28 protein-coding genes are annotated in these 24200 nt (G+C 67.2%); 7 read left to right on the top strand and 21 right to left on the bottom strand.

Translation table 11 applies throughout. From position 1 onward, the window contains the following. Window positions 1-55 precede the first annotated feature (55 nt). Window positions 56-1354, top strand: a complete 1299-nt coding sequence (locus K7711_RS26155) for an NADH-ubiquinone oxidoreductase-F iron-sulfur binding region domain-containing protein (RefSeq protein WP_222972079.1) — start codon at window positions 56-58, stop codon at window positions 1352-1354. Then, window positions 1351-1557: a ferredoxin gene (locus K7711_RS26150; RefSeq protein ID WP_222972078.1), complete on the top strand. Its 207-nt coding sequence runs from the start codon at window positions 1351-1353 to the stop codon at window positions 1555-1557. The genes K7711_RS26155 and K7711_RS26150 overlap by 4 nt, the downstream gene beginning before the upstream one ends. Window positions 1558-1659: 102 nt before the next feature. Here K7711_RS26150 and K7711_RS26145 read toward each other — a convergent pair whose 3' ends face one another. The 4 genes from K7711_RS26145 to K7711_RS26130 all read right to left on the bottom strand — a co-directional run bounded on the left by K7711_RS26145 (window position 1660) and on the right by K7711_RS26130 (window position 3624). Beyond that, window positions 1660-1989 carry a hypothetical protein gene (locus K7711_RS26145; RefSeq protein WP_222972077.1) on the bottom strand — a complete coding sequence of 110 codons (330 nt, stop codon included), beginning with the start codon at window positions 1987-1989 and terminating at the stop codon, window positions 1660-1662. Between the two features lie 17 nt (window positions 1990-2006). Then, the gene (locus K7711_RS26140) at window positions 2007-2309 is read right to left on the bottom strand and encodes a hypothetical protein (protein ID WP_222972076.1); all 303 of its coding nucleotides are present in this window, start codon (window positions 2307-2309) and stop codon (window positions 2007-2009) included. Window positions 2310-2407: 98 nt separating this feature from the next. Then, window positions 2408-3010 (bottom strand): hypothetical protein, encoded by a 603-nt coding sequence (locus tag K7711_RS26135; protein ID WP_372460190.1) that lies wholly within the window; start codon window positions 3008-3010, stop codon window positions 2408-2410. 131 nt (window positions 3011-3141) lie between these two features. Beyond that, complete coding sequence (locus K7711_RS26130) at window positions 3142-3624, bottom strand: MarR family transcriptional regulator (RefSeq protein ID WP_245567920.1); 483 nt, start codon at window positions 3622-3624, stop codon at window positions 3142-3144. Window positions 3625-3912: 288 nt separating this feature from the next. Between K7711_RS26130 and K7711_RS26125 the strand changes: the two genes are divergently transcribed. After that, entirely contained in the window at window positions 3913-5166 is a 1254-nt protein-coding gene (locus K7711_RS26125) for an amidohydrolase family protein (RefSeq protein WP_222972075.1), read from the top strand. Between the two features lie 13 nt (window positions 5167-5179). Next, complete coding sequence (locus K7711_RS26120; RefSeq protein ID WP_308014949.1) at window positions 5180-5674, top strand: DUF427 domain-containing protein; 495 nt, start codon at window positions 5180-5182, stop codon at window positions 5672-5674. A 36-nt stretch (window positions 5675-5710) separates the two neighbouring features. Here K7711_RS26120 and K7711_RS26115 read toward each other — a convergent pair whose 3' ends face one another. The 11 genes from K7711_RS26115 to K7711_RS26065 form a co-directional block, all read right to left on the bottom strand. Further along, window positions 5711-6667, bottom strand: a complete 957-nt coding sequence (locus K7711_RS26115) for an Rv1363c family protein (RefSeq protein WP_222972074.1) — start codon at window positions 6665-6667, stop codon at window positions 5711-5713. 45 nt (window positions 6668-6712) lie between these two features. Further along, window positions 6713-7969, bottom strand: coding sequence for an MlaD family protein (locus tag K7711_RS26110; RefSeq protein ID WP_222972073.1), 1257 nt, complete (start codon window positions 7967-7969; stop codon window positions 6713-6715). Beyond that, entirely contained in the window at window positions 7966-9198 is a 1233-nt protein-coding gene (locus K7711_RS26105) for an MCE family protein (protein ID WP_222972072.1), read from the bottom strand. The genes K7711_RS26110 and K7711_RS26105 overlap by 4 nt, the downstream gene beginning before the upstream one ends. Beyond that, complete coding sequence (locus K7711_RS26100) at window positions 9195-10331, bottom strand: MCE family protein (protein ID WP_222972071.1); 1137 nt, start codon at window positions 10329-10331, stop codon at window positions 9195-9197. The genes K7711_RS26105 and K7711_RS26100 overlap by 4 nt, the downstream gene beginning before the upstream one ends. Further along, a complete protein-coding gene (locus K7711_RS26095; RefSeq protein WP_235747767.1) occupies window positions 10328-11347 on the bottom strand; it encodes an MCE family protein in 1020 nt (339 codons plus the stop codon). The genes K7711_RS26100 and K7711_RS26095 overlap by 4 nt, the downstream gene beginning before the upstream one ends. A 38-nt stretch (window positions 11348-11385) precedes the next feature. After that, window positions 11386-12423 (bottom strand): MlaD family protein, encoded by a 1038-nt coding sequence (locus K7711_RS26090; protein ID WP_222972070.1) that lies wholly within the window; start codon window positions 12421-12423, stop codon window positions 11386-11388. Next, window positions 12420-13727, bottom strand: coding sequence for an MlaD family protein (locus K7711_RS26085; RefSeq protein ID WP_222972069.1), 1308 nt, complete (start codon window positions 13725-13727; stop codon window positions 12420-12422). Before K7711_RS26085 ends, K7711_RS26090 begins: the two co-directional genes overlap by 4 nt. Window positions 13728-13730: 3 nt before the next feature. Then, window positions 13731-14585, bottom strand: coding sequence for an ABC transporter permease (locus K7711_RS26080; RefSeq protein ID WP_222972068.1), 855 nt, complete (start codon window positions 14583-14585; stop codon window positions 13731-13733). Further along, complete coding sequence (locus K7711_RS26075; RefSeq protein WP_222972067.1) at window positions 14585-15448, bottom strand: MlaE family ABC transporter permease; 864 nt, start codon at window positions 15446-15448, stop codon at window positions 14585-14587. Before K7711_RS26075 ends, K7711_RS26080 begins: the two co-directional genes overlap by 1 nt. A gap of 777 nt (window positions 15449-16225) precedes the next feature. Next, on the bottom strand, window positions 16226-16420 hold the full coding sequence (locus K7711_RS26070) for a DUF3046 domain-containing protein (RefSeq protein WP_040825493.1): 195 nt from the start codon (window positions 16418-16420) through the stop codon (window positions 16226-16228). Between the two features lie 28 nt (window positions 16421-16448). Beyond that, on the bottom strand, window positions 16449-17612 hold the full coding sequence (locus K7711_RS26065; RefSeq protein WP_222972066.1) for a glycosyltransferase: 1164 nt from the start codon (window positions 17610-17612) through the stop codon (window positions 16449-16451). 91 nt (window positions 17613-17703) lie between these two features. Here K7711_RS26065 and K7711_RS26060 point away from each other — a divergent pair, with 91 nt between their 5' ends. After that, the gene (locus K7711_RS26060; protein WP_308014948.1) at window positions 17704-18288 is read left to right on the top strand and encodes an HD domain-containing protein; all 585 of its coding nucleotides are present in this window, start codon (window positions 17704-17706) and stop codon (window positions 18286-18288) included. Here the strand turns inward: K7711_RS26060 and K7711_RS26055 are convergent. From K7711_RS26055 to K7711_RS26035, 5 genes are all read right to left on the bottom strand, one after another. Beyond that, window positions 18273-18983 (bottom strand): PIG-L deacetylase family protein, encoded by a 711-nt coding sequence (locus tag K7711_RS26055; protein ID WP_222972065.1) that lies wholly within the window; start codon window positions 18981-18983, stop codon window positions 18273-18275. The genes K7711_RS26060 and K7711_RS26055 overlap by 16 nt on opposite strands. A 72-nt stretch (window positions 18984-19055) precedes the next feature. Then, complete coding sequence (locus K7711_RS26050) at window positions 19056-19232, bottom strand: hypothetical protein (RefSeq protein WP_157116702.1); 177 nt, start codon at window positions 19230-19232, stop codon at window positions 19056-19058. Between the two features lie 115 nt (window positions 19233-19347). Next, complete coding sequence (locus K7711_RS26045) at window positions 19348-20256, bottom strand: alpha/beta fold hydrolase (RefSeq protein WP_308014947.1); 909 nt, start codon at window positions 20254-20256, stop codon at window positions 19348-19350. A 239-nt stretch (window positions 20257-20495) separates the two neighbouring features. Beyond that, window positions 20496-20750 (bottom strand): hypothetical protein, encoded by a 255-nt coding sequence (locus K7711_RS26040; protein WP_222972064.1) that lies wholly within the window; start codon window positions 20748-20750, stop codon window positions 20496-20498. 108 nt (window positions 20751-20858) lie between these two features. Continuing rightward, window positions 20859-21698, bottom strand: a complete 840-nt coding sequence (locus K7711_RS26035) for a helix-turn-helix transcriptional regulator (RefSeq protein WP_222972063.1) — start codon at window positions 21696-21698, stop codon at window positions 20859-20861. A 101-nt stretch (window positions 21699-21799) separates the two neighbouring features. On the opposite strand from K7711_RS26035, the gene K7711_RS26030 reads away from it, so the two are divergent. Next, on the top strand, window positions 21800-22507 hold the full coding sequence (locus K7711_RS26030) for an SDR family NAD(P)-dependent oxidoreductase (protein ID WP_222972062.1): 708 nt from the start codon (window positions 21800-21802) through the stop codon (window positions 22505-22507). On the opposite strand, the gene K7711_RS26025 is transcribed toward K7711_RS26030, so the two are convergent. Beyond that, the gene (locus tag K7711_RS26025) at window positions 22474-23424 is read right to left on the bottom strand and encodes a TIGR03564 family F420-dependent LLM class oxidoreductase (RefSeq protein WP_222972061.1); all 951 of its coding nucleotides are present in this window, start codon (window positions 23422-23424) and stop codon (window positions 22474-22476) included. The two genes, K7711_RS26030 and K7711_RS26025, sit on opposite strands and share 34 nt — an antisense overlap. Before the next feature lie 140 nt (window positions 23425-23564). Between K7711_RS26025 and K7711_RS26020 the strand changes: the two genes are divergently transcribed. Next, entirely contained in the window at window positions 23565-23957 is a 393-nt protein-coding gene (locus tag K7711_RS26020; RefSeq protein ID WP_308014946.1) for a winged helix-turn-helix transcriptional regulator, read from the top strand. The last annotated feature ends 243 nt before the right edge of the window (window positions 23958-24200 follow it).

The following is a 24200-nucleotide window of genomic DNA, read 5'->3' as shown; positions in this document are numbered from 1 at the left end:
CAGCCCGCGGCCGACCTTCCGCCCACTGGCCTGTTTCCAGCCGAAAGAGGTTGCCATGCAAGAGATTTTCGACCCGGTCGGGGTGCTCGCCGCCCCCGGTATCGAACCACGTCTGCTCCGCGCCGGATCGGAGGTGGAGGATCTGGCCGCCTACCGTGCGAGCGGAGGCTATCGTGCGTCGGACTCGGCGGCGGAGCTGCTCGAGGAGATCCGGCACAGCGGTCTGCGCGGCCGCGGCGGCGCGGCGTTCCCGACGGCGATCAAACTGGGTTCGGTGCGCGACGCGCATCTGCGCGGCAGCGCGACCGTGGTGGTCGCCAACGGCGAGGAGGGCGAACCCGCCTCGCTCAAGGACCGCTGGCTGCTGTGCCACCGCCCGCATCTGGTCCTGGACGGGTTGCGTCTGGCCGCCGCGATCGCGGGTGCTGCGCACGCCTACGTGTACGTCTCCGATACCGAGGCCGCGCGGCGCGTCGACGCGGCGCTGACCGAGTTGGACGGCGCCGGGATAGTCGGGGTACGGATCGAATTGGTCACCGTCGCACCGGGTTACGTCGCCGGAGAGGAGACCGCGGCGATCCGCGCGATCAACGGCGGCCCGGCCAAACCCTCGGACAAACCGCCGCGGCCGTTCGAATCCGGCGTGGACGATCTGCCCACAGCGGTGAGCAATGTGGAGACCCTGGCGAATCTGCCGTTCATCCATCGGCACGGCGGCCAGGCATTCCGCGAGGCGGGTACCGCCGGATCGCCCGGCACCTTCCTGGTCACGGTCACCGGCGCGGGCCGCGGGCCCGGCCTCTACGAACTCCCGCACGGCGCGAGCTTCATCGATCTGCTTGCCTTACATCGGATTTCAGCACAGGACGTACGCGGCGCGCTGATGGGCGGCTACTTCTCGGGGATAGCCGATCGCGCGATCCTGGACGCCACCCTGGACCACGAATCGATCCGCGGTCTCGGCTACGGCCTGGGCTGCGGGGCGATATCGCTGATCACCGGCGAATGCCCGGTCGCGGTGGCGGCCTCGGTACTCGGATATTTCGACCGGGAGAACGCCGGACAGTGCGGTTCCTGCTTCAACGGCACCGCGGCCATGGCGGCGGTGGCGGCGGCTCTGCGCGACGGACGCGCCACGCACGCGGATGTCGAACGCCTGCAACGCTGGTCGGTGGTGCTGCGCGGCCGCGGCGCCTGCGGCACCCTGGACGGCGCGTGCCACACCGCCGCGACCCTGCTGACCCGATTCCCGGCCGAGGTCGCCAGCCACCTCGACGGCCGGTGCCCCGAGTGCGCACAGCAGCTCTACCTGGCCGATCGGCCGTTCGACGCACGAGAGGTACTGGTGCCGTGAAGATTCGACTCGACCGGACGATGTGCGACGGATTCGGTACCTGCACCAAGCACGCACCCGGGTATTTCTCCCTGGACGATTGGGGTTACGCCTCGCTCGAGGGCGACGGCGTGGTCGATGCGGTCGATCACGACGGGGTGATGCGCGCCTTGCTGGACTGCCCCGCGCACGCCATCATCCGTATGCCGGATGCCGAATCATAGATCGCCGGCCGCCTTCCGTCCCTGGGCGCGAAAATGCCTGTGGCCCGGCTCATCTTGCCGGGCCACAGGCATTTTCAGGCTTTTCGCGTATTCAGCCCGCGCCTACTTGCCCGCGTCGCGGGCGCGCCAGATCTGGACCGAGAGCGTCGACATGTCCAGGGTGGGGCTCAGCTTGATCTCCCCGGTGGCGGCCTTCGCGCCGAACGCCTTGGCCACGTCCTCCGGATCGCCGTCGAGTTCGTACACCGCCAGATAGCGGTGCGCGGGCTCACCGCCGCCGCCGAGGGCGCTGGGCACGATCTCGTACCGCTCACCGCGTACCACGCCGGGCACCTCGGCCACTTCGGCGAGGTGTGTGTTGTCGTACCAGTCGTTGAACGCATCGTCCTGTCCGGCAACGGCATTGGAGAATACGAGCATCTTCGAGTTCATGACGGAAATCCTTCGGTTCAATCGCTGGCGGGAAGCGGTTTGGCCTCCTTGAGCGCCAGCGGCGTCGCGCCGATGCTCAGGGTGCCCGCACCGGCCTTGGTCACCAGCACCTCGGCTCCGGACTCGTCGACGTACCGCTTGCCCAGCAGATTGCCGTCGCTGAGTTCCGCGGCCACCGTCGCGCCCGGTTCCGGCTTCCCGTCGATCGGAATCATAGGAACACCCCCGGCGCGCAGATCGTCGAGGCTGTCCGAAGCCCGCACGACGATCACTTCCGTATCGCACACCTGGCTGCGTAGCCGATTGCCGTTCTTGACCATTGCGATCCTTTCCTCGGCCACGACGATCCGCGCGGATCCCTCCGAGGTGCGGTATCGCCATTCTCTTTATGCGAGAATATCATATCCGTCATCGCGACTCAGGCGGGCGTGGTCAGATCCGCCCCGCCCCACAGTCCGGTCAGCAGCAGTTCACCGCAGTGGAACACCTCCACGCCGCCCACCTCGGCCGCCGGTTCACCCGCGGCGGCCAGCGCGGCACTCTTGAACGCCCGCGCGGCGACGCTGAGCCGGTGCTGGGCCAGATCCAGGCGCCCGTCGAGTTCGGCGGGCAGATCCGCACCCCACAGCGCCACCTCGGTACGCCGCTGCTCGAGGGATTCGAGCACACCGCGGCGCACCCGGAGATCGTTCGCGATCAACTCCGGCGCGACGGCCACCGCGTGCGGCCAGATGTCGTGCACCGGCGAGGCCAGCGAATCCTCCAGATCCAGCACCGCCGCACCGAGAATCCGGAGCGGGCGCACATCGGTGGTGTCGGCCAGCAGGGCGGTGACCTCCCAGCCCGCCATGGTCCGGTCGTACATCCAGCCGCCGACGTGCCGGACGGCCTCCACCGCATCGGACGCGACGACCGCGAGCCGGTACCGCAGCAGGTGTTTGCGGGAATGCGCCCGCCAGCCGGCGACCGAGTAGACCTCGCCGGGGACGCAATCGCGGGGACCGGAGTTGTGAGCAACCATGATTTCCATCCTTCGCCGGAGCCGGGGCGGCATCAGGGCGAGAATAGCATTCTCCCCATGGAAGCGAGTCGTTCTGACGAGATCCGTGCGAAAGGATCGGCGAGGGCGCGATCCGCGCCGATCCGGACCACTCAGAGCGCGCGGTTGCCCGAAACCTGCGCGGTCGCCTGCGCCAGCGCCGTATTGACCTCTTCGACGAAATCCACCAGCGTCGCCAGACTCTCCTCGTCCTGCGGCAGGGTCTCGTCCAGCGCGGCGAGCTCACCGAACAACGGGGCGACGGCGACCTCCGCGCGCACCGCCACCAATTCCACCCACACCCTGCGGCGATCCTCCGAATCACGGGTTCGCCGAACGTATCCCGCGCGCTCGAGCCGGTCGACCACGGCGGTGATCGCGCCACCCCGGGCGATGCCGAGCAACTCCGCGAGCCGGCCGGGCGTCAGCCGCCCGCGCATCCACAACAGATTCAGACAGGTCAGATCCGCGACGGTGATGCCCAGATCGGCCGCGACCGCGGAGTAGAGCACGACCGTTCGGGTGGCCTGCACCCGCAGGCCCTCGCGTAGCGAATTCAAGGTCTCGGCCCGCGCGCTGTACGTCGTCGTTCGCACGTGTTTCTCCATCCATCCAGCCCCTGCGGGAACTCCGACGAGAACGACACCGATCGAAAACGCCTCCGGCAGCGCACTCGTATAACTTAAATGAGAATATCATTCTCCAAGATGACAATGGGAGGTTTCGATCGTGGTCCGACACGACTTCGGCCACCACATCGTCCGACTCCCCTGGCGGCCAGGAGGGGCGCGAGAGTATCATTCTCTTTGACGGAGATTGTTCATCTCCAAGAGGCAGCCGAGGTCGACCCATACGACATTCCGCACGAACTAGCGAGGAGTCCCGTGAATATCGACGACATGATCCTGGTGAGCATCGACGACCATGTGGTCGAGCCGATTCACATGTTCGACGGCCATGTCCCGAAGAAGTGGGCGGATCTGGCCCCGAAGGTGATCGTCGACGAGAAGGGCATCGACCGGTGGGTCTACCGTGACCGCCCGACCGGCGTCACCGGCCTCAACGCCGTGGTCTCCTGGCCCGCCGAGGAGTGGGGCTACGACCCCGCCGGATACGCCGAGATGCGTCCCGGGGTGTACGACGTCCACGAGCGCATCCGCGATATGAACGCCAACGGCATCCTGGCCTCGATGTGCTTCCCGACCTTCGCCGGGTTCAGCGCCGGGCATCTGGCCTACTTCAAGGACGAGATCACCGTCGCGATGATCCAGGCGTACAACGACTGGCACATCGAGGACTGGGCCGGGGCGTACCCGGGCCGGTTCATCCCGCTCTCGATCCTGCCGCTGTGGGATCCGAAGCTGGCCGTCGCGGAGATCGAGCGGGTGGCCGAGAAGGGCTGCCACTCGGTGTCCATGCCCGAGCTGCCACATCTGGACGGCCTGCCCAGCTACCACGACATCGAGTACTGGGGCCCGGTGTTCCAGGCGCTGTCCGATCACGGCACCGTGATGAATCTGCATATCGGACAGGGCTTCCGGGTGCTGAACCTGGCCCCGAACGCGCCGATCGACAATCTGATGGTGCTCGCGCCCAGCGTCTCGCTGATCGCCGCCCAGGACCTGCTGTGGGGCCCGGCGTTCCGCAGCTACCCGGGCCTGAAGGTTTCCTTCTCCGAGGGCGGCGTGGGCTGGATCCCGTTCTTCCTGGACCGCTCGGACCGGCACTACACCAACCAGCGCTGGCTGCGCCGCGACTTCGGCGGCAAGATGCCCAGCGAGGTGTTCCGGGAGCACACCGTCGCCTGCTACGTCACCGACAAGACCTCGCTGAAGTTGCGGCACGAGATCGGCATCGACAACATCGCCTGGGAGTGCGACTACCCGCACTCGGATTCGATCTGGCCCAACGCGCCCGAATTCGTGCTGGACGAGCTGCAGGCCGTCGACGCCGACGACTCCGATATCGACAAGATCACCTGGCAGAACGCCTGCCGCTTCCTGAACTGGGATCCGTTCGCGCACATCCCGAAGGAGCAGGCGACCGTCGGCGCGCTGCGCGCGCAGGCCAAGGATGTGGACACCTCCACCACCTCCCGCAAGGAGTACGCCGCGGCCTACGCCCAGCGGGCCGGCTGATCGCACATCTATCGTGGACCCGGTACCGGACAACGCTCCGGTGCCGGGTTCACGCGTTGTCCCGGTGCCGCCCGGCACCGCACCCGACCAGGAGAAAGGCAGGATCATGGAGCCGTCGGGGTATGTCGACTGGCCGGACTACCGCGTGGACGTGCAGCGGGTCCGCAATCTGATCCGGGTCACCGCCGGGGATCGAGTCCTGGCCGAGACGAGCGCGGGTCTGCTCGTCGCGGAACAGGATCACGGCATCGCGTTCTACCTGCCCCGGGCCGACGTCCGCGTCGATCTGCTCGTCCCCGACGATACGACCAGCCGCTGCCCGTTCAAGGGCACCGCGCGGTACTGGCGCGCGAGCGACGGCACGGAACCGATCGCCTGGGAATACGCCGAACCGTATCCGGAGGTCGCGCTGCTGCGCGGGCACATCGCCTTCTATCAGGACCGGGTGCGGGTGGAGGTGGGCGTCGCGACGCCCGCGGTCAGCGCGCCCTACGCGAAAAGCCGCTGACCGCAGCCGTTTCCGGCCGCGGCCACGCGCATCGCCTCAGGGCAGGTCCACCTTGCTGGCCAGCCAGCGCCCGCCGACCCGATCCATGGTCATCAGGATGCGGTTTCGGTCGACGCGCGGGTCCGGATTGGTCACGTTGGTGATCTGGGCGTCGACGAACAGCATCACCACGGCGTGATCGGACGAGGCGGACTGCACGCTCGCGGCCACCACGTTCCCCTTGCTGACCGACTTCGCCTGCAACAGAAGCGGTTTGAGCTGGGTGGCGGACTGACTGTACATATCCTTGAACTGCCCGGTCGCCCCGTTCAGCACGGTCGAGAAGTCGGTGTCGATGTGCGCAGAGTCGATGCTGGTCAACGCGACCGCGTAATCCTTCGCCGCGGCCATCGCGGCCTGCCCGGCCGCCTCGTCGTCGTTGCGCGCCTTCAGTTTCCAGCCGAACACCGCCGCGCAGACCACCGCGACCACGAGCAGGAGCAGCAGGACCCCGGTCACCGGCCGGGGTACCAGACTCCGCCACCGGGAACGGGACTCCTCCACTGTCTCGACGGTTCCTTCCGAGGACTTCTCATCAGCCGTCGCCGAGTCCGAACCATCGTCGCCCGCAGCACTTTCCGTCTTCCCCCCGACCGGAAACTTCTCCGTGACCGCTGATGTCTCCGCACCCGCCGACTTGCCCGAGCTCACCGATTGTTCCGCAGCCCCCGACTTACCCCCGGCAGCAGACTCTTTCGCCGGCACGGACTTGTCCGCAGCAGCCGAATCCACCGCGGAATTCTCCACGCCAGTGGAGTCTTGTGCGGCCGGCTCCTTCTCTGCGGCAGCAGATTCCTTTCCGGCCCTGGACTCGCCCGCGACCGCCGACTCCCCCGTCGGCTTCGCGGATTCAGCGAGCGTCCCGTCTGCGAGATCCGAATCCGACAGCGCCGTGGGCTCTTTCACCGTATCGGCGTCCTCGCCTGGTGTCGCCACCGCAGTCCGGTCGTTCATCTGTTTCTCCAATCGTCGGGCCTCGTACGGCTACCGCGGGCACCGTCATCCAGCGGCGTGCGGGCCGCCGTACGGGGTCGGAATCGAAAGCGGGCCGGTCGGTGTCGGATCCGACGTTTGCAGCGGATTCGAGCCAGGTGGCGCGGTCGCGGTGTTGTCGCCCGGCGGACGAGGCGCATTCGACGCGCCGCGGACCGGATTGTGGGCCGGATCGGTACACCGCACGTTCAGGTACGGCTCCGGCGAGTCGGGCACTCGACCCGGCAGCCGCGGCACGTTGTAATCGCAGGTGCTGCGCGGATAGATGGCCACCTCGGCCCAGACGCCGCCGTCGTGGAAGGCCGAGGAGATGGCATCGAGCGCTGACCCGGCGCGCTGCTGCGGCCAGAAGAACTCGTTCAGCGCCGGAATGTGCACGTAGGCCATCTGGGCGGTGGTGGTCAGGTTGCCCAGCAGCTGCACCATGGTCGGGGAATTGTCCGCGATGACCTGATCGATCGAGGTCGTCATCCCGGGCAGGGTGTTCACCATGGTCCGGTAGCCGCCGGTCATCGAGCCGACCCCGGCCATGGTCTCGGCCAGATTCCGCGACGTCACCCGCAGACCCGGACTCACCTGGCTCATCATGGTCAGCACCGACTTGCTGTTGTGCAGCAGCGAAACCGTCTGCGGCAGCACCGAATCCAGCGTCGAGAGCATGAACATGCCGCCGTCCAGGATCGCCGACAACTTCTCCGGCCCCTTCGGCCCCACACCGAGTTCGCTCTCGATGGCCTTCAGTTTCGCCGGATCCATCTGCTGTAGTGGGCCGTTGAGGTGATCGAGCAGGGTGGCCAGCGGCACCGGCGTCGTGGTCCGCGACGGATCGACCACCGCGCCGTCGGTCAGGTAGGGCCCCTTGTCGGTGGTCGGCAGGAAGTCCAGATACTGCTCTCCCGCCGCCGACAGCGCCGCGACCCGCACGTCGCCGCCCACCGGAATGTGCACGCCGTCGTCGATCGCCGCGACCGCGACCACCTTGTCGCCGTTCACACTCACCGACTGCACGCGCCCCACCGGCACACCGCGCAACGTGACGTCCTGATTCGGCAGCAGCCCGCCGGACTGCGCCAGCTCCACGCGCACCTGGTACTGCGAGTGCAGCGGATCGATCTTCAGCGACCCCAGCAGCAGATAGCCCGCGCCCAGCACGAACACCAGCGCCAGACCGACCATCGAGGTCAGCAGACGATGCCGCGTCATCGCACGCGTGCCCGAAACCAGTACACGCGCAGGCGGTTCGAACACCGCGGAGATACTCATCGTCCCGGTCCCGTCGGTTGCCCCGGCAAGGTCAAACCGGGCAGCGTCAAACCGGGGAGTGTCAAACCGGGCAGTGTCGGTTGTCCCGGCACTGCCACTTGTCCGGGCGCCGGCGGCGGCGCTTGCCCCGGCACCGTCAACCGGCCTCTCAATCGGCTCAGGGTGTACTCCAGCGAACCCACGAAATTCGTCCAATCGGTGGGAGTCGGCAGGGTCGAACCCGCATCACCGGGCGAGTGGATGTCGGGTGTCGCGCCGATGGCCAGGCGGACGATGTCGACGTTCACGTGCGCGGACTGCGCGTCGGTCACCTTCACCACGATCGGCAGGATCCCGATGAGCGGATCGAGATTCGCCTTCGGATTGTTCGCCGCGGCATTCATATTGGCGGCCATCAAGTTGATCGATTTGATCAGGCTGAGATTGTTGGTGCCCTTCACCGAGGGGTACTGCGAGAGCTGCTGACTGATCCGGTTCAGCTGACCGACCAGGTCGACGATCTGCTGGGTGTTGTCGCCGATGACCTGTACCGCCGGGCCGGCCGCGGCCACCGCGGCGTCCACATCGGACCGATGCGCGGCCAGCGTCGCACTCAGATCCTTCGTGGTGGCCAGGACCCGGCGGATCTGATCGGTGCGCGCGAGCAGGCTGTCCACCAGCTGGCGGGTCTGCTGGATCATGGTGGCCAGGCGATCCCCGCGCCCGCCGACCGCCTCGCCGAGGCTGTTGGCCAAAGTGGTGATGTTCTCGATCGCCCCACCGTTGACCAGCAGGGCGGCGCGGGAGAGCACCTCCTCGATGGTCGTGGCCGCCGCGGTGGACTCTTCGGGAATGCTCGCGCCGTCGGCCAGCCGGGGGGCGTCCGGGGCCGGATGCGCGGGCGGGGTCAGCGCGACGAAGACGTCGCCCATCGGTGTGGCCGAACGCAATTCGGCCGAGGTGCCGGCGGGCAGCAGCACCCCGGCCTTGATCCGCATGTGCACCACGGCCGTGTAGTTCTTCGCCTGCATCGACTCGACCTCACCGATGTCCGCACCGTTGAGCCGCACTTTGGCCTTGGTCGGCAGATTCAGCGCGTTGCCGAATGTGGCTGTCAGCGAATAGGAGTCGGCGCCGACGCCCGGCGCGGGCAGCGGGAGTTTGTCCAGGCTCACCGAACACGCGGTGCTCGACAATGCCACCAGCGCCGCGAGTCCGGCCAGTCGCCGCCTCGGTCCGAATCTCGTCATTTCCTCGGTACCCCTTGCTGTTCCGCCGGGACCCCCGCCATCGCCGTGAGCATCGCGCCGAGGCCGAAGTCGGGCCCCATATCGCGCATCGTGCCGGTCGCGCAGCCCAGATTGTGCAGTTGCAGTAGGTTGCAGACCTCCTTGACCATCTGACCGTCCAAGAGGAATTTGTCCAGGCCGACGGTGCCGCGCAACGCTCCGATATTGGTGTCCATCGCGTTGTAGACGTTGTCGGTGACCATCGGGAAGATGTCCAGGAACTCGGCCAGATTGTCGTTGTAGTCGGCCATCGACTTGGTGATGGTGTTCGTATTGGTCGCCAGGCCGTGCAGATTGCCCCGGTTGCGCTGCAACAGATCCGCGACCTGTACGAGAATCTCGTTGAGCTTCTTGCCGGTGTCCCCCGCGCCCAGATTCTGATCGGCCAGGATTCCGCTGAGTGTGTCCACGCCGGAACCGAATTGGCGGATCTGCTGATCGTTGCGGGCTGCGGCGGAGGTCAGCACGTCCAGGTTCCGCACGATCGTGGTCACCGCGTCCTTGGTCGAGGCGCCGTTGCCCGAGCCGAGCTGCAGCGCACGGGACAACTCGGTCATCGCATCGCGCATTTCCTTGCCGTTACCGGTGGCGATCTGCGAACTCACATCGAGCAGGCCCGCGACCGGTCCGTTGCCCTTACCGTCCCCGCCCAGCGACTGGGACAGCTTGTCCGCCATGGCGAGCAGGCTGTCGAACTCCACGGGTGTGCGAGTGCGGTCGGTGTTCAGCACGGCGTGGTCGCGCAGGGTCGGTCCGCTGTGGTAGACGGGCGTGAATTCCACGTGCCGATCGGTGAGCAGCGAGTCCGAGACCGTGACAGCCATCGCGTCGGCGGGGATCTTCACCCACTTGTCCACCGTCATCGTCACGTCCACATACGTCGGATGCGGGGTGACCGAGACGACCTTGCCGACCTTCATCCCCAGCACCGCAACGGTATTGCCTTTGTACAGGCCATTAGCGGAGGTGAATTGCGCGGTAACGGTGATCGAGGAATCGACCAGATCGCCCACGGGGCCGCTCGAGCATCCGGCCACCGCCACGGTCGCGACGGCGACGACCAGCAGCTTGAGCGCGCGACTGACGGTACTCATCGGCAATCCTTCAGGTACGCAGGGCGATTCACCTTCTTGGCGTATCCGCTCAGCGCGCACATGAACGAGTCGATGAACGCGCCGTCGGGACCGTTGCCCACCAATTCCTGACCGGCACCGGTGGCATTGGCGAACAGTCGCCACGGCACCGGGAGGATCTGCAGGATGTTGCGCAGCAGATCGTCGTGACCGGCCAGCATCCCGGTCATCTGCCGCAGATTCGTGAGCAGCTGTTGTATTTCGGCGCGGTCGCCCGCCGCGATCGGCTCGAGCTGCTGGATCAGCGTGGTGGCGGCGTTGAGCAGATTCACCACCGCTTGCTGCCGAGAGATGATCTGCGACAACACATCCCGGCCCTGACTGATCAACTGCGCGAGTTCGGCCTTCTGCTGCACCAGCACGTCGGTCACCTGCTGTGTGCTGGTCAGCAGCGAACCCAGTTGATTGCGCCGGTCCGCGATCACGGTCGCGAGGTCCCTGACGTTCTGCAGCACCTGGGGCACCAGCTTCGGCGTCCCCTGCAACTGGGTGCTCAATTCCTGCATGGAGGAGGCGATCCGGTCGGCATCCATCCCGCCGAAGGTGGTCGTGGCATTCTCCAGTGCGGTCTGCAGATTGTAGGGAACCTCGGTGTCGGACAACGGGATAACGTTGTCGTCGAGATGTCCCGAACCGGCGGGCCGCAATTCGACGTAGCGCGATCCCAGTAGCGTGGTCAGTTTGATCGCGGCTTTGGTGTCCTTGCCCAGCGGCAGATCCCGGTGCAGTTTCATGGTGAGCACGACGTGGTCGCCGTCGAGGCGGGTTCCGGTGACCGTGCCGACCTGAATTCCGGCCAGCGTCACCGCATCTCCCGCGCCGACCCCGGCCGCCTGCGCGAAATTCGCGGTGTAGGTGTCATCACCCACATGCAGCGAGTTCACGAAGACCGTGATGCCGACGACGACCACGAGCACGACCATCGCGGCGATGCCGATGCGCAGTTTGCCGTACTCCTCGAACGGACGTCCACGCATCCGCTGCCACATTTGCCTGAGTCGTGTCACGATAATCCCTATCGACAGATCGCCGAATTCTCGACCTTGCCACTGGGCGTCGTCATCCCGAGGATCTCCGACATCAGCGGATCGATTCCGGGAACGGCGCTCACTTGCACATTGCAGACGTACGCGTTGAGATACCCGCCGGTATCGGTGATGCGGGACAGACCTTTCAGCATGTACGGCAGGTTGAATCCCAGAAACTCGAACTTCTTCTTGTTGTCGATGAAATGCTGCGCGAATCCCGGTTGGCGGACGACGAAGTCGTTCATCGCCGGCGCCGCGCCCTGCACCACGGCCGCCGCGCGCCCGACCACCGCCGAGATCGAGCTGACCTGCCCGAACAGCGCGTCACGATCCTGTGACAGGCCGTCGAAGATCCGCCGCGTCTGCTGCACGACCGTTTGCAGATTGCCGCTCTGGCGCGCCAGATCCGACATCACTCCGGCCAGATTGTCGATGATCTGACCCAGGATCTGATCCGGACCCGAAAATGCTTGCGCCAGTTGGGAAGTCTGAGTGATCAGCGAGGTGATCGCGCCGTTGTCGCCCTGTAGCGCCCGGACCACCGCGGCGGTGATGTTGTCCACCTGCTTGGGGTCCAGCATGCTGAACAGCGGCTCGAATCCGTTGAGCAGCTTGGAGATGTCGAACGACGGCTCGGTGTGCGCGAGCGGAATCTGCCCGCCCGGCGCCAGCACCTTCGGATCGCCGTAGTTGCCCAGCGACAGCCCGACATAGCGCTGCCCGATCAGGTTCTGATAGGTGACCGAGGCGGCGGTGTTGCCGTACAGCACCTGATCGTGCTGCACGTCGAAGGTCACCTTGGCGTTCACCCCGTCGAGTTCGACCGCCTTGACCCGGCCCACCCGCACCCCGGCCATCCGCACGTCATCGCCCGAATGCAGTCCGGACACGTCGGTGAACACCGCCGAATAGCTGTCGGTGCGCCCACTCACGCTGCGCGCCAGGGTGATATAGACCGTCCAGGTCAGCAGAATCGAGACCGTCAGGAACAGGATCAGGCCGATCAGCGGTTTGCGATAGCTCATCGAGGCGCTCCTGACGGTTCGACGGGCTGCGTATCCGCGGCCGGGGCAATGGTCACCGAGTTGTCTCGCAACAGCGGCCCGACGATCAGATCCGTTGCGGTATTGGGCTTTCCGCCCAGAATCGAGGCGATCTGCCGCTGTTCACGCGCACTGCCGACGTCACCGACGTTGCCGCCGGTATAGCTCGCGGGAGCGGTGTGCGGAGCGACGATCGTCGGCCCGCCGGCCGGGCCGGTGGCGCAGCTCGGGCCCACCAGATTGCCGTATCGCGGGCAGTCCGCGCGGGTGTACTGCTTGTGCGGCGTGAGTTCGATGATGATCTTGCCGGTCATGTTCTGCGTCTTGGGATTCCACAGCGTGCGGAACTTGCTGGACAGGTTCGTCTCCGAGGTCGTCATCTGCATGAAATTCGCACTGCCCCTTGCCAGTACATCCAGCACCGGGGAGAACTTGCTGGTCATGTTGGTGATGGTTCCGGTGTTGTGCTCGAGTGCCGCGGCGACCGTCCCGGTGGTGGTCAGGCCGCCACTGAGCAAGGCGGACAACTGATCTCGCTGTTCGGCGACGGTGCGCAGCGGGCCCACCGCATTGTGTACCGCGCCGAGCAGATCCGGCGCGGAATCGCGCAGCCCGCTCAGAGCGTCGGCGAGGGTGGCGAGCATCGAGACCGTGCCGTCCGGGGCCATGACACCGTTGAACGCCTGGGCGATCCGGGTCAGCTCGGCGCCCGCCCGCGCGGCCGCGGCGCCGTGTCCGGCCGTGGCCTGTTCGACCGTGGTCAAGATGCCCAGCACCGGATCGGATTCCGAACGTCCGGCGGCGGCGACGATCTTGTCCAGGGCGGTCAGCGAGGTCTGCAACCGCACGGTCGCCAGGCTTCGGTCCTCGGTGATGTGCGCGCCCGAGGCCAGTGACCGGCTCTGGCCGTTGTAGACCAGTTGCACCGAGGGCACGGCGAACACGTTGCTGGGCACCACGCGCGCGGTCACCGTGCTGGGAATTCCGGAGGAATACTGCGGCAGCAGCGAGATGTGCACGTGGTTGGGCCCGCCGTCGGTGGACGGGGTGACGCTGTCCACCATGCCGACCAGCACACCCTCGTACTTCACATCGGATTTGCTGGGCAGGCCGTCGCCGACGTTCACCAGATCGGCGGTAACCTGCACACTCTTGTTGAACACGCCCTCGGATCGGGCGATCATCGCCACCCCGATCAATACGAGTACGACCAGGAATCCCAGCCCGCGCAGGAAAAGTTTCCAATTGGGCAGGACCTTGCCGTCGGATTCGAATGCAATGGACATCGGCTACCCGCTGATTCTCGCGCCGGAGTTGAAACCCCACAGCGTCAGTGTCAACATCAGATCCACGAAGATCATCACGGTGATGCTCGCGCGCATCGCCCGTCCGGCCGCCACTCCGACGCCCTGCGGGCCGCCCGAGGCGTAGAAGCCGAAATAGCATTGGATCGTGGTGGTGGTGACGACGAAAATGATCGCCTTCACCAGGGAATAAATTATGTCCGTCCCGCTGAGCACCAGGCGGAAATAGTGTTCGTAGGTGCCCGGCGACTGACCGCCCGCCACCCCGACGACGATTTCCACACCCAGGTAGCTGACCGCCAGACAGGCCAGATACAGCGGAATCATCGCGACGATCGAGGCCAGCATCCGGGTGGTGACCAGATACGGGATCGGGCGGATCGCGATGGCGTCGAGCGCGTCGATCTCCTCGGCGATCCGCATGGATCCCAGCTGCGCGGTGAATCGGCAGCCCGCCTGGGCGGCGAAGGCGATCGAGGCCATGATCGGCGCGAGTTCGCGGGTCGCCACCGTCGAGGCGATCATGCCCGTCGCGGGGGCCATACCCAGCAGTTTCAGCGCACTGAACCCCTCGATCCCGACGACCACCCCGGCCGCGGCCCCGAGGACCAGAATCACCTGCGCGGTGCCGCCGCCGACCACGATGGAACCGTTGCCCCAGGTCACATTCGACAGAATCTTGAGGAATTCGGACCGATAGTGCCGCAGCACCACGGGAATTCCGCCGATCATCCGGAAGAAGAATGTCGCCATATAGCCCAGTCGCATGACCGGGACCGCCGCCGTGTTCCCAGCGACCACCGCCGTTTTCGTGCCCGGGAAATAGTATCGCGATGCCATCAGAGCGTCGTCCTCGGAAACAGCAGGGTGTACAACTCGGTGAATCCGGCGTTCACGATCATCAGCAGCACGATGGACGCGACCACCGCGGCGTTGACCGAATTGGCCACACCGCCCGGTCCGCCTTTGGTGCTCAATCCTTTCTGGCACGAGACGAGCGTGACGATCACGCCGAAGGTGACGGCCTTGACCATCGCCAACCACAGATCGCCGATGGTGGCGAAGGAGGAGAACGTCGCCAGATAACTGCCCGGGACGCCATTCTGCGCATAGACGTTGAACAGATATCCGCCGAGGAATCCGACGAAACAGCTCAGTCCGGTCAGGCCCATCGCGACCAGGATCCCGGCCGCCAGCCGGGGCACCACCAGCTTCCGTAGCGCCGAGACGCCCATGACCTCCATGGCGTCGATCTCCTCGCGGATCGTGCGCGCACCCAGGTCCGAGCAGATCGCCGAGCCGACCGCGGCCGCCAGCAAGATCGCCGTCACCAAGGGTGCGACCTGGCGGATCACCGCGAGACCGCCCGCGGCGCCGGCCAGCGACGTCGCGCCGACCTGTCCGGCCAGCAGACCGAACTGGATCGACATCGTGGCGCTGATCGGCAGCGCCACGGCAACGGTCGGCACCACCGCGGTCTTGGCCATGAACGTGGCCTGCTGCACGAACTCCCGGAACGGGAACTGCCCGGTGGCGATGTCGGTGCACAGGTACCGGATGGCCTGAACGCCCAGAATGACCTGGCCGCCCACGGTTTCCAGGGAGGCGAGCGGGTGACGGCGCAGATATCCGCCCGTCCACCGCTTGATCTCACCGACCGCCGACTGCCCGGCGACGTCCGTTCCGGCCGCTGGTGCGCTCATCACGGCCTCGCTTCACTCGCCACGGGTTCGGCACTGTCGGTCATCGATTCCTCCCTGATCCGGCGTACTTCCATGCCGCAACCGCGAGTTGCGCGACCGACGCAGCATGCCGAGCGCTCGGGCAGCACGAGGGCTGCGTACTCGCCCGGCATCGGTGAGGCGGATCCGTCAGGGTGTTGCCCCGGCATCCTGCCTCCTCCTGGAGTAGGAAGCGCCATTCTCCTCAAAGGAGAATGTTACCTCCGTAACACAGTTACTGTAGCAACATTCCGCCCCGGGCAACACCCTCGACATTCACCCGACAACCCCCGACCAACGCCCCAGCGTGCACATCCAGTACCAAACATGCACGTTCGGCAGTTCGGACAAGTGACGAGAGTAGCATTTCCGTCTGACGGAAGCTCCGTTTTCACTCTGATCCCGACCAAGTCGGCGAGCAGTGTCGATTAGACCTCGGCAACACCTCGGCTGCCCCCTGATCTGCTCACTCGGGACCGGTTCGAACCATCGGCCGGACCCGCCCGCCGACACCGGAATCGATCGGCGTGTCAGCCGGGCACACGACACCCGGCACGGCATCTCACCCGACAACCGACGAGACCCGAACAATGTCCGATGCACATGACCGACCGCGGCGCAGACGGGTGGATCCGCCGATGATGATCCACCCCGAAGTCGCCACGTACCGGGCTATTGGTCAAACCCGTACGGCTGCACGGCCGGTCGGCGCGCTCGCCGTACCGTCCGGACCGGACATTCCGGTCGGTGCGCCGGTTCCTACCAGCGGGGCCGCGGAACGTCGAATTCGCGGCACAGCTCGCGCCAGACATCGCGCGGATCGACGCCGTCCTCGATGGCCTGGGCGCCGGTGCGGCCACCCATGGCGGGTAGCACGTGATCGGATAGCAGGACGTCGCCGCGGGACACCCCGAATTCGGTATGCAACAGTTCCTGGAATTCCGTCAACCGCACGGTGCCGAGGCTACAGGTCGCGCGCGGCTCAATGGGAACTGGCGCGGTCCAGGACGCGATGACAGATCTCCACCGGATCGGCGACCTCGGCAGCGCTCGCGGCGGCGGCCCGCGCGGCGGTGGTGAAGGACGGCTCCGCGAGCACCGTGCGCACCGCGGCGCGCACGGATTCGGCGGTGAACGGCCGAACCAGCACCGAACTCCCCTGGCGCACAGCGCGATTGGCGAGTTCCCACTGATCTCCCCCGCCCGGGACGGTCACGATCGGCACCCCGGCCAGCAGCGATTTCGCCAGCAGCCCGTGTCCGCCGCCACCGACCACGACCGATGCGTGCCGCAGCAACTCGTCCTGGCGGCCCAGTCCGGCGGTCGCCCACGGCGGCAGATCCGCGGGCGGCGTGTCCAGCGTCGACACCGCAACCCGCACACCGGCCCCGGCCAGCGCCTCGAGCAGGGTCTGGGCCATCCCGGACACGCCGGTGTGCGCGGTCGAGGGGGCGACCACGACCAGCGGATCGTCCCCGGGCGGCAACGCCAGCACCTTCTCGGTCGGCTCCCACAGCAGCGGGCCGATCACCTGGGCGTCGTGCGGCCAGTCCGGCCGCGGCAGCTCGAGTGCGGGCAGGGTGGCGACCAGCCGGGCGGCCGGACCCGGATCCTGTTCGGGCAGACCGACACTCGCGCGTGCGGCCGCGCGCTGACGCTCACCGCGGGCGATCGCCCGCCCGGTCATACCGCGCAGCACCGCATCCCGCGCGCGCCCCCGCAACCCCTCCCCCGGCGCCAGCCCACTTCCGATGGGCGGCAACGCTTTCGACGGCAGATACAGCGGATGCGGCGACAGCTCCACCCACGGCACCCCGATCCGTTCGGCGGCCATCCCGCCGCCGACGGTGAGCACATCGGCGATCACCAGCTCCGGCAGCATCGCCCCGAGTTCGGGCAGGATCTCGGTGGAGATGTGCGCCGCGCGCTCGTGAATGCGCTGCCCGGCATCGAGATCGTCGTCCTGCGGGCGCGGCGCCAGCCCCTTCAGCCGCCGCACGCCGATCCCCGTCGCCCGCGCCGCGTCGAGCCAGCGTGGACCGGTGAACAGCACCGGCTCGTCCCCCGCCGCCAGCAACCGCAGACACAGTGCGATCGCCGGAAACGCATGCCCCGGATCCGGTCCCGCGACCACAGCAACTCGCATCCGCCCAGCCTGCCACATCGCCCCGACAGGCGCGGGCCGGGCCGTGGGCATGCGCTGGTTACGATGACGGCACGGACGCGAGGAGGAAGCCGTGAGCGAGCAGACCGATCAGCGCGAGGCGCGGAACGTACCCGGCACCGTGGACGAGTTGATGTCGCTGCTCGCAACCTGCGCCGACGTCTGGGACATGCCCGATCGCAGCGGCGATCCGGTCGACATACTCGATCACGACCGGCAGTGCGCCGAACTGCTGCGCCGCGATCACCCCGACGACGAGGAGCTCCAGATCGCGGGGCTGGTGCACGACATCGGCCATCTGCTCGCCCCCGGCGACGACGCCGGGCACGGCCGCACCGGCGCGGTCGCGGTGCGCGAGTTGCTCGGCGCGCGGGTCGCACGGCTGGTCGAACTGCACGTCGTCGCGAAACGCTATCTGGCGGCGACGGATTCGCAGCACACGGCCGCACTGTCCGCATCGAGCAGGCGCACCCTCGTCACTCAGGGCGGTCCGATGACGAACGCCGAAGTGGCCGTGTTCGAAGCCGATCCGGAGTTCGCGGCCGCGCTTGCCCTGCGCCGGGCCGATGATTCGGGCAAGGTCGTCGGGCTCATGGTGGCGCCGTTGGCATCCTGGCGGCCGGTGATCGAACGGGTCGCGGCTCAGCCGCGACCGTAGAACAACTCGAATCCGATGGCCCGCTCGGCCGGAAAACCGTCGATCGGTGCGGTGGCTTCCTCGACGATCGCGCGCGCCTGCTCGGGAACCGGCACCGGACCCAGCGCCGCGAGGTAACGACCATGCGCCAGAATGGATTCCGTCGCCGCCTTGATCGAATCGGTGACATCGACAGCATGGGTGACGACCGACCCGGTCACCGCCGCCCACCGGGCCGTCCAGATCGGCAGTCCGCTCAGCTCCGGGAAGATCCATTCGTTGGCCGCATCGGCGATCGCATCCAATGCGGCCCGCCCCACCGCGCGGTGATCGGCACTGTTGGCGCGGCCGGGCGCCCAGGTGTCGTGGAAGTTGAACAGTACGACCATCTCCGGACGATGGCGGCGAATCGCCCGCGCCAGATCCCGCCGCAACGCCAGGCCGTCCTCGATCCTGCCGTCCGGGTAACTGAGGAATTCCACGTCCTGCACGCCGACCACCTTGGCCGCGGCGATCTGTTCCCGCTCGCGCAGCGGACCGGTCTGCCCCGGAGGCAATCCGGCGATACCGGCCTCACCGCGACTGGCCAGCACATAGCGAATGCGCTTGCCCTGCATCGTCCATCGGTGCACCGCGGCCGAAGCCTCGTACTCGATGTCGCCGGGATGCGCGACGATGACGAGTCCGGTCTGCCAGTCCTCGGGTACCTGATCCATGGGTCCCATTGAATCACCGCACATGCGAGCGGGCCGCCCGGATCCGATTCCGGGCGGCCCGCGCAGCGAGATCTACAGCTTGTCGACCGTGGACTTCGAGCCCGACACCGCCTTGTACAGCAGGTACAGCCCGAACACGACCAAGCTGATCATCAGGATCGGGAACAGCGCCTTCACCAGCGCTCCGACCACGATCAACACCAGCCACACGACTGCGACCACGCCCAGAATCTTCCAGAACATGCTCATTTGGTCCAATCCTCCCGAAGGTTTCCGTCGAACCTCGCCTCCGTGATCCGACACCCTCCATAGTGCCGACCCCACCCAAGAAAATCACCAGGTCAACCCGGATATCAGGGTAAAATCAGGGTACTTCCCGAGGATCTCTCGAGGCCACCCGGCGGATCTCGTCGGCGACCAGACCCGGTTCGGACAGCAGAACGTAGTGGTGGGAGTGTTCGGCGACGACGTGGCGGCCGTGCGCAGATCGCGCCGCCCGCTGCGCATGCAGTGCGTTGAGCACCGGACGCTGCGAAGCAAGCACACCGTGACCACCGTGCGCCGCCGAGATCACGGTGACCGGAAGATCGCCCGAATCCGGTGGGCTGTGCCGGTATTCGGCCAGTTCGTCGAGATTCGTGCGCTGCTGCTCGGTGAATGTCCGCATGGCTTGGAGGGTGAACGCTTCGCGCCGCATGTCCTGCTGGGCATCCGGGGGCAGCGGTGTGACGGTCGAGCGGTAGAACCAGGGCAGCACCCGCAGTCGCGCGGCCAGCCGCAGCGCGGCCGGCCCCACCTTCTCCAGCCGCCGCACCACGGGGTTGAACAGCACGTCCTGCCCCTCCTCGGTCGGGTCGACCAACACCAGGCCGACGATCCGCTGCGGATTCGCGGCCGCCGCGGCACGCACGATCGGACCGCCCGCACTGTGCCCGACCAGCACATACGGTCCGGGACCGAAATGGTCCAGGACGCAGCCGAGGTCCTCGACGATCCTGGCCAGGGTTCGCGAATGCGGGTCCGGCGCACTGCGGCCGTAACCGGAGCGGTCGTAGACGATCGCACGCGCCCACTGCCCGACCAACGGCTGCACCAATGCCCAGAGCGAACGGTTCACCGCCGCACCCGATTCGAACACGATCGTCGGCGCCTGTGTCTGATCGGGGCCGGGCAACACCATCGCGTGCAGTTCGCGTCCGTCCGGAGTCCGCACCCACGTGCTCTCCCCTTGGGTGTGCCCCGCGGAGCTCCCCGTCTCGGTCTCTCGCACCACTTCGGCTTTCCTCCCCACGATCCGACCCGCCGTCGCGCAATCGACCGGCAGCCTACTCGGCGAAGCTTAGCCTAACCTGGGTACGCACACGGTCGACGACGAATCACCCGGAGCCCGGCGATCTTCCCGGCAGCCCATTCGGCAGCACGCGACAACCGGATCAGACCGGCCACGAGCCCGATTCCCGGAGTGGCGTGCGTCCGCACTGGGCACGCCGCCGAATCATGGTGCGGTGCAGATCAACTCGACTGGCAGACGATGGAGGAGAACTTGGCCACGCCGCGCCAGGTGGTCTGCGCCCGGTGCGCGGCCTGATATCGATTGCCCTTTATCTGAAAGGTGACCGGCTGCAAGGGTTTTCCGGACCAGTCCGTACCGGTGCAGGTGTACCTCTGCTGCGCGATCGGGCGCGCACCGGCCGCCGGTGCGGTCACCGCCACTGCCGCGAATCCGGCAAGGACGGCCACTCCGGCAAGTGTTGCTCTGATGCGCATGAATCCCACTCCCACCATCGACGACACCGACGGCCGCCGACCCTACCTGCCGTCGACCGCGTTCCCGGACGACCACGCCGAAGCGCATACGGCGGGCGCAGACCGCTCTCACCCGGTGAGTGTCTGCGTCCCCAGCACGGTGATCAGGGCCAGGCGCTCGGCATCCTCGGTGCCCGGTTCCGCGGTGTAGATCATGATGCGCAGATCGCTGCCGGTGACCGTGAGAATGTCGCAGTCCAACGTCACCGGGCCGACCAGCGGATGATCGATGATCTTCGGGGCGGCGTCACGTCGGCCGACGGCACCGGAATCCCAGATCTCGGCGAATCGGGCACTGCCGGTGTGCAGGGTGGTGATCAACTCCTGCAACTGACGGTCGGCCGGATAGCGGGCCGCGGCCGTGCGCAGATCGGTCACCAGCGCGGTCTCGTAGGCGGCGAGAGCCTCCGGGGTGCGGCGAGCATGGGGCGCGGACCCGAGGAAGTGCCGCCACACCCCGTTGCGCTGCACGCCGACCAGCCCGGACTGATCGCCGACCAGCGCCGCATGCTGCGGATTGGCCAGCAGAAGTTGCCAGGTCGCGTCGTAGACCGCGACCGGCGTCCCGGTCAGACGATCCAGTACGCGCTGCACACTGGCCGTGATCCGGCGCGGGACCAGGTCCGGATCCGGCAGCGGCAGATTCGCCAGCTGGAACAGATGCGCCCGTTCGGTGCCGGACAACCGCAACGCCCGCGCCAGCGCCTCCACCACCTGCGCCGACGGATTCGATGCCCGCCCCTGCTCAAGGCGGGTGATGTAGTCCACCGAAATCCCCGCCAGCAACGCCAACTCCTCACGACGCAGTCCGGGAGCCCGCCGCCGCTCGCCCGCGGGCAGCCCGGCATCCCCCGGTTCGAGCCGGTCGCGCCACCGCCGCATCGCCGCACCGAACTCCGAGGCCGTCATGGTTCCAGTCTGCGATATCCGAGCGCGTCGTGCCTGGTACCGCCAGTCCCAGGACATCCAGGCGACTGGCTGAGCGGTTCGGGCGGAGAGAAGCTGAAGCCATGACGACAACACTGATCACCGGAGCGAACAAGGGAATCGGCCTGGAAACCGCACGGCGGCTCATCGCCGCCGGACACACCGTCTACATCGGCGCACGCGATCTCGAACGAGGCCGCCGGGCGGCCGAGCAGATCGGCGCGCGCCTGGTCCAGCTCGACGTCACCGACGACGCCTCGGTCGCCGCCGCGGCGAAGACCATCGAGGCCGACGGGGGGCTGGACGTACTGATCAACAATGCGGGCATCGAGACCCGCGGCCCGGACAACGGCGTCCCCGGCGCGGGCGAGACGACCGGCGAGATGATCCGAGAGGTGTTCGACACCAACGTATTCGGCGTCGTCCGGGTGATGCACGCCTTCCTGCCGCTGCTGGCGCGCTCGACCGCACCCGTGGTGGTGAACCTGGGCAGCGGCCTGGGCTCGCTCACCGCCGTCTCGGCCCCGGACAGTCCCGCGCACGCCTATCCCGGACTGGCCTACCCGACGTCCAAGACCGCGGTGAACATGCTCACCGTGCAGTACGCCAAGGCGTTTCCGGCGATGCGGATCAACGTCGTCGAACCCGGTTACACCGCAACCGATCTCAACGGCCACTCCGGCCACCAGACCGTCGAGCAGGCCGCCGAGATCGTCGTCCGGATGGCCCGGACCCCGCCGGACGGCCCGACCGGGAGCTACTTCGACATCTCCGGGCCGCTGCCCTGGTGATGGCCGGGTCCGGCGAGATCCCGGCGCAGGTCCGCGAGCAACGCGAGGGTGCGGGCACGGTCCTGCGCGTCACCGGCGAGGCTGATCAGCAGATCCGTCACGCCTGCCGACGCGTAGGCCCGCAGCCCCGCGGCCACCGCCGTCTCGGTGCCGATCACCGCGGTTTCGTGCACCCCGGTCAGCGCCTGAAGTTCCAGTAGCGCACGGTAATTGGCCAGATCCGATGCGGCGGCGGTCCGTTCGGCGACCTGCCGCGAGACCCGCACCGGATCGGCGGCGGCAGCGGCGGTGACGATGGCGGCGATTCTGGGCTGCGGACGATTCACCGCACGGGCCGCGGCGGTGAGCCGGGGCGCGATATTCGTTGCGATGAATTCCGCTGTGGTCCAGACGGTGACGATGCCATCGACGGTCGAGCCCGCCAGTTCCAGCATCGCCGGACGCAATGCGGACAGCAGCACCGGTGGCACCTCGGTACCCGGAACATCCACCGCAGCAGTCGATTTCAGCGTCTCGCCGACGAATTCGATGCTCTCCCCGCGCAACAGCGGCAGCAGCGCGGCGAGATACTCGCGCAGATGCCGGACAGGTCGTTCGGCCGGCACGCCGTAGACCTGCTCCACCACCGCCGCGTGACTCGGCCCGACGCCGAGCACCAACCGTCCGCCGGTGGCCGCCGCCACGGTCAGCGCCTGCTGTGCCAGGGCCACCGGATGCCGCGAATAGGTCGGCACCACGGCGGTACCGACCTCGAGACCGGGCGCGGCACGACCGGCCAGTGCGGCGAGGGTGAGCACATCCCAGCCGAACACCTGATTGAAGTACACGCCGTCGAGCCCGGCCTCGGCGACCGAGCCGACGGTGGCGAGCATCTCCTCGAGCGGCGGAGTGCCGCCGATGTTCACGCCGATACGCATGTTCCTCCTCGTCTGCGAGCCCGGCCGAGTGGTTCCCGGCACCGCGGATTTCGCGCATCGGGCGTCCAACTCGACCAGGGCCGTCCTGTATCAGCGACCATGGTGGTGTCGGTTCAGCACGAGCGGAAGAAGGCACTTTCGTGTCCCCGAGTCACATCGATGTACCCGCCCTGGTCAGCCGCGCATGCCCGGTCGCCGAGGTGATCGATCATGTCCGCGGCAAATGGAGTATCAGCATCCTCGCCGCAGCCGCCCAGGGCCCGGTCCGCTTCGCCGACCTGCATCGCGCGATGCCAGGAATCAGCCGCCGAATGCTGACCCTCAAACTCCGCAGACTCGAACGCGACGGCCTGCTGACCCGCACCGTCTACCCCACGGTGCCGCCGCGCGTCGAATACACCCTCACCGACATCGCGACCGAACTACTCGACTCCCTGCAGGGCCTGACCGGATGGGCAACCCGCCATCGCGATACCGTCGCTGCCGCTCGCACCGCCTACGACAGGGAACACGGGACAACCGCCGAGGAGTGACCGCTCGGTGCACCCCCACAGATCTACCGCACTCGCCCCGGACAGGCCCGCGAGAAGCGTTGCGGCCCATCAGATCTTTCCGATCGATAGCGCAGAAAATGTCCGCCGGATCGACCTGCCCGACAACGATCCGGTCGCGGCACCGAATCACCTGTCCCGGAGGACAACCGAGAAATCGACTGCCTGCGAGGCCGCAGCCGTGGGCCGACCAACTACCAGGCTTGTCGGGTAAAGACGTTGCAG

The organism is Nocardia coffeae, from assembly GCF_019890715.1.
Classification (GTDB): domain Bacteria; phylum Actinomycetota; class Actinomycetes; order Mycobacteriales; family Mycobacteriaceae; genus Nocardia; species Nocardia jiangxiensis.
Note: the sequence above shows the minus strand (reverse complement) of the source record. Positions and strands in the feature narration are given on the sequence as shown.